The organism is Candidatus Avelusimicrobium faecicola (assembly GCA_900540405.1).
Lineage (GTDB): Bacteria > Elusimicrobiota > Elusimicrobia > Elusimicrobiales > Elusimicrobiaceae > Avelusimicrobium > Avelusimicrobium faecicola.
In genome coordinates, this window is the sequence record UQFW01000054.1 from 1 (window position 1) to 9676 (window position 9676).

Here is a 9676-nt window from a genome sequence, read left to right on the forward strand (position 1 = left end):
TTGCCGTTAAGCGCACCCCTTTGAAGCCGTCTATAAAATTTATTTTTAACGGAGTCATAAAGGCATTTTACTTGTCCGACCGTAGGGAGTTGTAAAATGCCCGGATAAAAATAAATTTGTCCTGCGGACGGCAACTCGGGGTGCTAGCTTTTTGCAGGCGGCCTGCAAGGTGCGGCCCGCAGGGTCTTTTTTTGCAATGAGAAAAAGTAAGGCGGGTTTGGGGTGCAACCCCAAGAGTAAAAGCTCGGGGGCTATCTTTTTGCAAAAGCGGCCTGCAAGGTGCGGCCCGCAGGGTGCCGCCTGCAAGGTAAGTCCCACGCCTAAACTAGCGCGCACTGTTGATGAGGCGCGCTTTTTTGTTCAGCGGTTTTACCGTGGCGGTTGCCGTATTGACGGCCCAAGTGCCACAAGTAAAGGTGGCTTTGGTTAGTTGGGCCGCGGTTTTCCCTTTTTGAACCCGCGTATGGCAAGTGATTTTCCATTGGTCGGCCCCGGTTTGAACCGGGGTAAAAAGGCGGTCACTGATTAAAAAAATCCACCCTTTTTGTTTGTATGTCTTGTTGACCCGATACAAATAGCCGTCAATCGCCGCGCCCGCTTGTTGGATAAGCAATTTTTGGGCCCGGCGCGCTTGTGCCGCTTGGCGGGCATTTTGGGCCGCTTGCTCGGCTTTTAAGCGGGCCCGGGCTGCGCGTTCGGCCGCGGCTTGTTCTTCCTGCTCTTTTAATTGGGCTTGGCGGGCGGGGTCTTCCACCAATTTATATTTTAATTTTACGAGCCCGTTGTGGGAAATGCTCCCCCGGGGGGCTATCGCCACGCGCGTGGTGTTTACCAAACGGCTATGCGTGACGGACAATGTAATTTGCCCCGGCTCGTAATAATAGGCTTTGCCGTAGCGGGCCAAATTTTGTTTGAAATTTTTATTAAAATCCAGCGTGACGGACGGCTTTTCGGTACGCCAACAGCAGGCGGAAATACAGCTTTCCTGCAAATCTAGGTCTTGGGCGGCTTCCTGCGGCCAAAAGCGGAGGTCAAAGCGGTAGCAGGAGTCATACTGTTTGCCGTCAAAATCGGTGCGGGTGGCGGCAATTTCCAACCATTTTTGGGTGGTGGCCACGCCGGAATTGTTCAGCGGCGTATAACACGCGCTTAAAAATAACAGGCAAGTTGCGCAGGCGTAAAGTTTTTTCATACACTTAATTATAATAACTTTTTAAGGAGATGTATTTTTTATGGATGTTATTTTTGCTTATATAGAAAAACTGCCCATTATCCCCGATAATTGGAATTTAACCATAGCGCAGGTGCTTTCTGCCCTGTTGTTTGTGGGTATTTTGTATACGGTGGCGCGGGTGGCCAGTTGGTTTTTTAATAAATACCCGCAGCGGCTTTTGAGCAAGGTGGTTTCCCAAAAATGGGCCAATGCGCTTTCTGAACATAAATTTTTTACGGCCGTCGGCGTGGTGTTGGCGGCTATGGTGGCTATTAATTTGCATCCGGTGTTTATTACGGATAAACTGCCCTGGTTGGGAACGGCAATGACAAAGCTGACCGGCGTGTTTGTGGTGTGTGCGTTTGCGTGGTGTATTAATACTGCGTTGGATTGCGTAAACCACTTGTACGGACGCAACCCCAATATCCCGTTAAAAGGGCTAATCCAGGCCATTAAAATAGTCTTGTTTTTGTTGGCGGGGCTGTTTGTGCTTTCGTTGGTACTCGGGCGAAAACCCATGTATATTATCACCGGGTTATCGGCCTTGGCGGCGGTGTTTTCGTTAATTTTCAAGGACCCGATTTTAGGTTTTGCCGCCAGTATCCAATTAACTACCAATAAGCTGATTAAAATTGGGGACTGGATTACCGTGGATTCGGCCGGCGCCGACGGAAACATTATAGATATTTCCTTAACCAGTGTGCGCGTGCAAAATTTTGATATGACCATTGTAAGCGTGCCGACTTACGATTTGATTTCCAAGCCGTTCAAAAACTGGAACGGGATGTATGCGGCCAAAGCGCGGCGGATTCAGCGCAGTATTTTGTTGGACGTGGACACCGTTAAATTTTTAGATGCGCCCATGTTGGAGCGCCTGAAAAAAATCAGCCTGTTGAAAGATTATTTAACCGGAAAAGAAGAAGAAATTAAAGCGTTTAACGCGGCCCACAACGTAAAGGAAAACATCTTAAACGGGCGGCATTTAACCAATTTGGGCACGTTCCGCCACTATGCGGAGTTGTATTTGGCATCCCGCCCGTATGTGATGAGCGGCAATGCGGATTTTACCCTCATGGTGCGCCAACTCAAGCAAGAGGTGCAGGGCTTGCCGCTGGAGGTGTATTGCTTTTTGAATACCACCGTATGGACGGATTACGAAGCGTTGCAAAGTGATATTTTTGACCATTTGTTTTCCGTATTGCCGGAATTTGGTTTAAGCGCGTACCAGGCCCCCAGCGGGCGCAGTATCGTGCAAGGTATGCGGCAAATAGCCAAATAAATCAACATAAAAAACAGACCCCGCCTCTCTCCCGGCGGGGTTTTTTATTATTCATCTTTGGAAGAAAATAAAAAGGAGCCCCTTTAGGGGCCCCTTATTTAACGGGGGTTATAATCGTCGGGCGGGGGAACTTTGCCCACGATAATTTTAATGTGTTTGGTGGTATTTTTGATAATGACTTTACGCAAACACCACAGCGCCCAAATGTTGGGTACGGTCATCATGGTCATAGTAAAAATAACCAAAGACCACATAAAGCGCGTGGAATTGTTGGCCTCTGCCGTGCGCATTAAGGAATCGGCAATCGTAAAATCCCAAGTGAACGAGGTGCCAATCCCGCCGCCCACGGCTACCAAAATAATAAATAAAATGCGGCAGTATTTAATTAATTTTTCGCCTTTTAAGAATTGGAGCGCCTTTTCCGTATAATAGCCCCAGCCGATAATGGTGGTGAACGAAAAAATCACCAAGGAAAAAATCAAAATCGGCGTGCCGATATACGGAACCGTCTTAAACGCGCTGTTGCACAAGTTGGCGGCGTAAACATTGGGGTTGGCCCAATCCCCGGCCAGCACAATAACGGTGCCCGTCATCATACAAATAAAAATGGCCCAAAATACGGACGTGGCCGACACAATAGCCATTTGGGTAGCACTGTTCGTTTTAGCGGCGGCCGCCGCCATGGAGGCAGAGCCCAGGCCGGCCTCGGTGGCCAGTACCGCGCGGGTGACCCCGGCACTGAGGGCGGGAATCATGGCCTTAAAAAGGGCTAAAATGCCCACGCCCACCGCGCCGCCTGCCACGGCCTTGCCGGTAAAGGCACTTTTTAATACCAGGATAATAGCATCCGGAATTTTGGCAAAATTCATACAAATAACCACAATGGCTAGCAATAAATACATGCCGCCCATAATGGGTACCAGCCATTCGGAATACGCCGCAATACGTTTAACCCCGCCGATAATTACAACCGCGGTGGCTATGGCTACCAAAATGCCCATATACCAGGGGTTTAGGTTGTAGCCCTCGCGCAACGCATCCGCAATAGAGTTAGATTGCAACGCACTGCCGGCCGTCAGCCCCATGAGCAGGGTTCCCACGGCAAAAATAACGGCTAACCACTTTAATTTAAGCACGCGGGATAAGTAGTACATCGGGCCGCCGACGTATTCCCCATGCGGCAGTTTTACGCGGTATTTGAAAGATACCAAACATTCGCAATATTTAATGGCAAAATTAAAAAATCCGGCCACTACCATCCAAAATAATGCCCCGGGGCCGCCCTCGGAAATGGCGGTCGTCACGCCGATAATACTGCCTGTGCCCACGGTGGCGCCAATCATTACGGCCAGGGAGCCGAAACTGCTTACCATGCCTTCCGAATCTACCTTTTTGACGGATAGTTTCATGGCTCTCCAGGTGTATTTTTGCAAAAAGTTCAGGCGGAACGTAAAATAAATGCCCAAGCCCAGCAAAATAATTACCATCGGCGGGCCCCAAACCAGCGTATTAAACGCGTTCATAATATCATACGCGCTATGCACGGAGGGGGCCGTAAAAAATGCTGTAATACTGTTTAACAGCCCTGTAATGCTTTCCATTTTCTCTCCTATATAAATAAACAATAACTTAATTATTTTATCAAAAAAATGTTTATTTGGTTTTAATTTTCCGGTTTTATGTTAAAATATAAATTTGCCGATAAAAAGCTGTTCAAATTTGCCACAATATGATATATAATTTAGAAAGACGGATTTTTATAAAGCAGGTTCTAAAGGAGATTGGGTTATGAAAAAACTTTTGTTGTTTGTCGCCGCAGTATTGGTCGTGGCGGGGTGTTCTTCTGCCAATAGAAAGGATGACGGGTCTGATGTGTCTTTACGCAAGGATGCCGCCAAATATCAAATTATTGACCAAGAGTTTGATAATGTTTTAGCGCCGGACGGCGATTATGACGTGGTGCCCCCGTATGAAGAACAAATTTCGTCTTCTTCTTACCTGCAAAGTGTAAAAGGCTCCAAAAAGCCCGCCAAAAAGACGGTCACCAAAACCAGCCGCACCGTAGTAAGCCAAGACGGCAAAACCATTACTACCGTCAACAAGACGGAAGTGCAAGCGGGCGATTCCGAGCCGGTGCCGCCGTCCCCGGTGGGCGAACAGGCCAACTAATCATGCCAAACGCTTTTACGCAAGAACAAATTACACAAGAAGCCCATAGATTATATGGGCTTCTTGGTTCTGTATCCAAAACCAAAGCCGCCCGCTGGACGCTGGACGATTGCCGGGCGGCCGCCCCGCTTACGCTGGAAATCAACCGTTTGAAAAAGGAAAAAAATGCCGTCATTTTGGCCCATTCTTACACCGGGCCGGAATTGGTGTACGGCGTGGCGGATTTCCGCGGGGATTCTTACGAATTAAGCCTCAAAGCGCGCGAAGTTTCCGCCGACGTAATTATTTTTGCCGGGGTGTGGTTTATGGCGGAGACAGCCAAAATTATCAACCCGCAAAAACAGGTTTTTATCCCTGCCGGGCGGGCCGGTTGCACGCTGGCGGACTCCATGACCGGGGCGGATTTAATGCGCCTGAAAGCCAAACATCCCGGGGTGCCGGTGCTTTGCTATATTAACAGCTCGGCCGACGTAAAAGCCCAGTGTGATGCGTGTGTCACGTCCGGCAACGTGTTTGATATTGCCCAAAAACTGCCGGGAAAAGAATTAATTTTTGTGCCGGATATGCTGATGGCCCAAAATTTGGAGGCCGAGTTAAAACGCCGCGGCACCCCCAAAAAAATTATTTCCTCGGGCGGCTCTTGCTGTGTGCATGACAAATACCGCCCGGAACATGTTAAAAAATTGCGGGCGGATTACCCCGGTATTAGCGTGGTGGCCCACCCGGAATGTCCCATAGAAGTTTGTGAATTGTGCGATTATGTAGGCAGTACCAAAGGTATGGCCTCCTATGTGGCGCGCACGCAAGCGCCTGTTTATGGTATGCTTACGGAGTTCGGCCTGGTAAACCGTATGGAAGCCGAACACCCGGACAAAAAATTTATTTGGCCCTTTGGCGTTTGCTCGTATATGAAGCGCAACACGTTGGCCAACACCTTGCAGGCCCTGGCGGACCCGCTCCCCGCGCAAACGGTAAGCGTGGACGAACAAACCGCCGCCGCGGCCCGCAAAGCCATAGAAAAAATGTTTGAATTAGCCCAATGATTAGCGATAAAATTATTTTACTGGCCCTGGAAGAAGACCTGGGGCTCGGGGATATTACCTCCGATACGATTTTCCCGCCTGCCGCGCAGGCCAAGGCCGTCATCCGCGCCAAAGAAGATTTAGTGCTTTGCGGCTTGCCGGTGGCCCGCCAAGTGTTTGAACTGGTGGACCCGTCCGTCACGTTTACCCCGCTTAAACAAGAGGGGGATAACGTGCAAAAAGGCGAAGAAGTGTTAGCGCTTAGCGGGCCGGTGCTTTCCATATTAAAAGCGGAGCGCACGGCGCTTAACTTTATGCAGCGTATGTCCGGCATTGCTTCGGCCAGCCGCGCGTATGCGCAAGTGGGCGCCAAATACGGCGTAATGATTGTGGATACCCGCAAAACACAGCCCGGTATGCGCCGGTTGGATAAATACGCCGTGCGTATCGGCGGGGCGCGCAACCACCGTATGACGTTGGCGGACAGCGTGATGATTAAAGACAACCATATTGCGGCGGCGGGCTCCATTACTAAAGCGGTAGCCAAAATTAAAGCGGCTATCGGCCACACGCCTAAAGTAGAGGTAGAGGCGGAAACGCCCGAACAGGTGCAGGAAGCCGTAAACGCGGGGGCGGATATTATTATGTTTGATAATATGACCCCGGCCCAGGTGGCCCAGTGTAAAAAACTGGTCAACGGCCGCGCCATTATAGAGGTTTCGGGCGGCATTACGCTGGAAAATTTGGAAGCCTACTGCCAAGCCGGGCCTGATGTTATTTCTTCCGGCGCGCTGACGCACTCCGTCCCGGCGAAAGATTTAAGCCTAAAAATTGTACAATATATATGTTAAGCGATTTATAATTATGGGGGTTTTTGCATGAATTACAACGAGTTGTTTTCCCAAGTGGTGTATCGCTCCAAAGCGTCCGCCATTAGAGAACTTTTGAAAGTGATAGCCCGCCCGGATATTATTTCCTTTGCCGGGGGATTGCCGGACCCGGAATTATTCCCTACCCAGGATGTTTCGGCCATTATGCAGGATGTGTTGGACGAGTCCCCCAAGGCGGCCTTGCAATATGGCACCACGGAGGGTTTTTTAGCTTTGCGCCAGGAATTAGTAAAACTGCTGAAAGAAACCGAGGGTATTACCGCCACGCCGGACCAATTAGTGATGGTGTCGGCCTCCCAGCAGGCGCTGGATATGACGGCCCGCCTGTTTGTAAACCCGGGTGACCCCATTATTACCGCGTGCCCCACTTATTTGGGCGCGTTGCAGGCGTTCCATGTGGCGGGGGCGCATATTATCGGCGCCGCCAGTGATGATTACGGCATTTTGGCCGAAGATTTGGAAGCCAAGCTGGCCCGGTTGAAAGCGGCGGGCAAAACGTGCAAATTTATCTATTTAGTGCCGGATTTCCAAAACCCGACGGGAACGACTATCCCGGAAGAACGCCGCGTAAAAATTTTGGAAATTGCCAGAAAATACCATACGTTTATTTTGGAAGACTCCCCGTACCGCCAGGTGCGTTTTGAGGGGGAATCCCCGCGTACTTTTTATGCGTTGGATAACGGCCAAGGCAACGTAATTACCATGTTTACGTTTTCCAAAGTGTTTGTGCCGGGGTTCCGCCTGGGCTTTATCGTCGGGTCGGAAGAGGTCATCCGCAAGTATGTTATTTTGAAACAAGCCATGGACTTGTGTACCTCTCCCATTTTGCAGTTGGCTACTTACGAGTATCTGCGCAGAGGGCTGCTCATGGAACACATCAAAAAAATTATTGCCTCTTACCGGGAAAAACGCGATTTAATGCTTAAAACTTTGGCGGAATATATGCCAAAAGAGGTAAGCTGGACCCGCCCGGAGGGGGGGCTTTTCCTGTGGCTTACACTGCCTAAACACGTCAACGCGACGGAGCTTTTGCCTAAAGCGATTGAAAACAAAGTGGCGTATGTGGCCGGGGTGGATTTTTACCCGGATGCCAACGTGTTTAACGATATGCGCTTAAACTTTTCTTATCCGACAAAAGAACAAATGGTAGAAGGGTTGAAACGCTTGGCCCAAACGATTAAAGAATGTTTATAGAACAGTGCCCCGGTGACGGGGCACTCTCTTTTTCTGGGTCTATCGGGTACAGGTGGCATAGGCCCAAAGGCCCTTTTTTTTAGGCAGCATTTTTGCCAAAATAAAATAGGAGTGTGTACGAGGTAAATAATGAAAAAACTATTTGTTGTGGGTTTAATACTGGCCATTTCATCTTCGGCTGTGTGGGCGCAAGGCCGCGTGGCCCCGGTGCTTAAACAGTTAGCTAAATCTTCCGTACAAAAAAACGGGCGCAGGGCCGCACGCTTGGAGCCGCTTTCCAATGCCCGTATAGAGGCACTGGCCCGGCGCGGTAAAGAAAAAATGATTATCAAACGCGCGCTGGCGGTAGCGGCGGAGCGGAATTATCCTATTGCTTATATTTTGCGTGACGGGGAAGTAAACGATGCTCTATTGGCCAAAGCGTGGACTAGTTCCAGCCGGATTATGGCCCGCTGGGAAACCCAAAACACGCTGGGGCTTAATGCGTGGTTAATGGTGTTTGTGAGCAAGGTGCAAAAAGCCTTGTGCAAAACGGACCCCAAAATCTTAAAACTAATGCGTACGGAGCTTAAAACGGCGCAGGCGCAGGCGGAAGAAATGTTCCGCTCTAAACACGTTTATTTAATGACTACTCCGCTTACGGTGCGGCAAATGGAAGAAATGCCGGAATACCGCGCTTTACTGGCGGAAGCGGTGGCCCAGCGCTTAACGGATAAAGTGTTGCCTAAATTTAATTCCACGGCGCGGGTGACTATTCTTAAAATTTTAATGCAGGGCGTGTTTGACGGCTCCATAAAGCCGGTGGAACTGAATATGGCTATTTTGGAAAAAGACGTTCACGCCGGGTTGCGCTTTATCGGCCCGCGTATGAAAAAGGTGGAGGGCTACGGCGTGATAAAAGAGCGCCTGAATATGTGCGCCCAACGCGCGGCGGAAATTGCCGCCAATAACAACATCCGCACCCTGGCAGAAATCCGCAACTTAATGCTAAAAGAAATGGAATATTTTGACAAGCATTGGGCCCCGGGTTTGGCGGTACAGGAAGATTGGCAAAAGTTAATTCACTTTTACCGGGATAATAAAACTGCCTTGAAAATATATCCGCAAGATATTTTTTTGAAATAATAAAAAAGTAAAAATACTTAAAAAATAAACAAAACAGCCTGCCGTTTTTAGAAGGGGGTTGTTTTGTTTTTTTTTTGATAAATTTTGTTTATATACAAAATTTATCAAAAAGAGAGTATTTTATGAAAAATAGAAATTTGCGGTATTTTTGGCGCAAGAAACAGGGGTTTACTTTAATTGAGTTGTTGGTAGTTGTGTTAATTATTGGGGTGTTGGCGGCGATGGCGTTGCCGCAGTACCGCGTGGCGGTGGGCATGAGCCGCGCTTCCACCATGTACGCCTTTATGCGCGGGGTAGACCAAGCCCAACAGGCTTTTTTTATGGCAAACAACCGCTATGCCACTACCTTTGATTCGTTAAGTGTGGGAATCCCTCCCGGGTTTACCAAAACCGACGAAAAGCATATTATAAAAGGCAGAACGGCGTGTTTTATAATGTCCTCATTGGGTGAAGAGAACATTTCTATTCAGTGTTCGGACGATTTGGCTGGGGTCACAATGGAAAAATACCACAATAGTAATTTTTATATATGTTGGGCGGATAAAACCAAGGAAATTTCCAACCAAATTTGCCGCAGTTTATCTGGGCAAGATGAACACAATACTGTTAATGGTAGTGACGACGCGTTTGCATATTATATTACCAAATAACTATTTATAAATCGGCTCTTGCACGCATAAAAATACCCCATGGCGCGTTTTTTGCGTAATGGGGTATTCTTTATGGGGCAGGTTGTTGGTTAATCAAATAAAAACACTTTTAGAATATAACCCGCGGCCGAAAT

Annotated in this window: 9 protein-coding genes; 7 read left to right on the forward strand and 2 right to left on the reverse strand. The window is 48.7% G+C overall.

Translation table 11 applies throughout. The annotated features are described in order from the left end of the window. Positions 1 to 325: 325 nt before the first annotated feature. Complete coding sequence (locus tag ACQY18_RS05690; RefSeq protein WP_428039173.1) at positions 326 to 1192, reverse strand: hypothetical protein; 867 nt, start codon at positions 1190 to 1192, stop codon at positions 326 to 328. A gap of 40 nt (positions 1193 to 1232) precedes the next feature. Here ACQY18_RS05690 and ACQY18_RS05695 point away from each other — a divergent pair, with 40 nt between their 5' ends. Next, entirely contained in the window at positions 1233 to 2492 is a 1260-nt protein-coding gene (locus ACQY18_RS05695; RefSeq protein ID WP_428039174.1) for a mechanosensitive ion channel family protein, read from the forward strand. 98 nt (positions 2493 to 2590) lie between these two features. Here the strand turns inward: ACQY18_RS05695 and ACQY18_RS05700 are convergent, their stop codons facing one another. Further along, on the reverse strand, positions 2591 to 4093 hold the full coding sequence (locus tag ACQY18_RS05700) for an alanine/glycine:cation symporter family protein (protein WP_428039175.1): 1503 nt from the start codon (positions 4091 to 4093) through the stop codon (positions 2591 to 2593). A gap of 187 nt (positions 4094 to 4280) precedes the next feature. On the opposite strand from ACQY18_RS05700, the gene ACQY18_RS05705 reads away from it, so the two are divergent. From ACQY18_RS05705 to ACQY18_RS05730, 6 genes are all read left to right on the forward strand, one after another. Further along, positions 4281 to 4661: a membrane lipoprotein lipid attachment site-containing protein gene (locus tag ACQY18_RS05705; protein ID WP_176777004.1), complete on the forward strand. Its 381-nt coding sequence runs from the start codon at positions 4281 to 4283 to the stop codon at positions 4659 to 4661. A gap of 2 nt (positions 4662 to 4663) precedes the next feature. Then, positions 4664 to 5704 carry a quinolinate synthase NadA gene (gene nadA, locus ACQY18_RS05710; protein WP_428039176.1) on the forward strand — a complete coding sequence of 347 codons (1041 nt, stop codon included), beginning with the start codon at positions 4664 to 4666 and terminating at the stop codon, positions 5702 to 5704. Next, entirely contained in the window at positions 5701 to 6534 is an 834-nt protein-coding gene (nadC, locus tag ACQY18_RS05715; RefSeq protein ID WP_176777006.1) for a carboxylating nicotinate-nucleotide diphosphorylase, read from the forward strand. The genes nadA and nadC overlap by 4 nt, the downstream gene beginning before the upstream one ends. 27 nt (positions 6535 to 6561) lie before the next feature. Next, positions 6562 to 7767 (forward strand): PLP-dependent aminotransferase family protein, encoded by a 1206-nt coding sequence (locus ACQY18_RS05720; RefSeq protein ID WP_428039177.1) that lies wholly within the window; start codon positions 6562 to 6564, stop codon positions 7765 to 7767. 129 nt (positions 7768 to 7896) lie between these two features. Next, entirely contained in the window at positions 7897 to 8892 is a 996-nt protein-coding gene (locus ACQY18_RS05725; protein WP_428039178.1) for a hypothetical protein, read from the forward strand. 122 nt (positions 8893 to 9014) lie between these two features. Further along, positions 9015 to 9542 (forward strand): type IV pilin protein, encoded by a 528-nt coding sequence (locus ACQY18_RS05730; RefSeq protein ID WP_428039179.1) that lies wholly within the window; start codon positions 9015 to 9017, stop codon positions 9540 to 9542. The last annotated feature ends 134 nt before the right edge of the window (positions 9543 to 9676 follow it).

What these genes read in the sequence shown, in the direction of transcription:
- ACQY18_RS05705 (WP_176777004.1), top strand. Translation starts at nt 4,281, where the DNA reads ATGAAAAAACTTTTGTTGTTTGTCGCCGCAGTATTGGTCGTGGCGGGG.
- nadC (WP_176777006.1), top strand. Translation starts at nt 5,701, where the DNA reads ATGATTAGCGATAAAATTATTTTACTGGCCCTGGAAGAAGACCTGGGG.
- ACQY18_RS05720 (WP_428039177.1), top strand. Translation starts at nt 6,562, where the DNA reads ATGAATTACAACGAGTTGTTTTCCCAAGTGGTGTATCGCTCCAAAGCG.
- ACQY18_RS05730 (WP_428039179.1), top strand. Translation starts at nt 9,015, where the DNA reads ATGAAAAATAGAAATTTGCGGTATTTTTGGCGCAAGAAACAGGGGTTT.
- ACQY18_RS05725 (WP_428039178.1), top strand. Translation starts at nt 7,897, where the DNA reads ATGAAAAAACTATTTGTTGTGGGTTTAATACTGGCCATTTCATCTTCG.
- ACQY18_RS05690 (WP_428039173.1), bottom strand. Translation starts at nt 1,192, where the DNA reads ATGAAAAAACTTTACGCCTGCGCAACTTGCCTGTTATTTTTAAGCGCG.
- ACQY18_RS05700 (WP_428039175.1), bottom strand. Translation starts at nt 4,093, where the DNA reads ATGGAAAGCATTACAGGGCTGTTAAACAGTATTACAGCATTTTTTACG.
- nadA (WP_428039176.1), top strand. Translation starts at nt 4,664, where the DNA reads ATGCCAAACGCTTTTACGCAAGAACAAATTACACAAGAAGCCCATAGA.
- ACQY18_RS05695 (WP_428039174.1), top strand. Translation starts at nt 1,233, where the DNA reads ATGGATGTTATTTTTGCTTATATAGAAAAACTGCCCATTATCCCCGAT.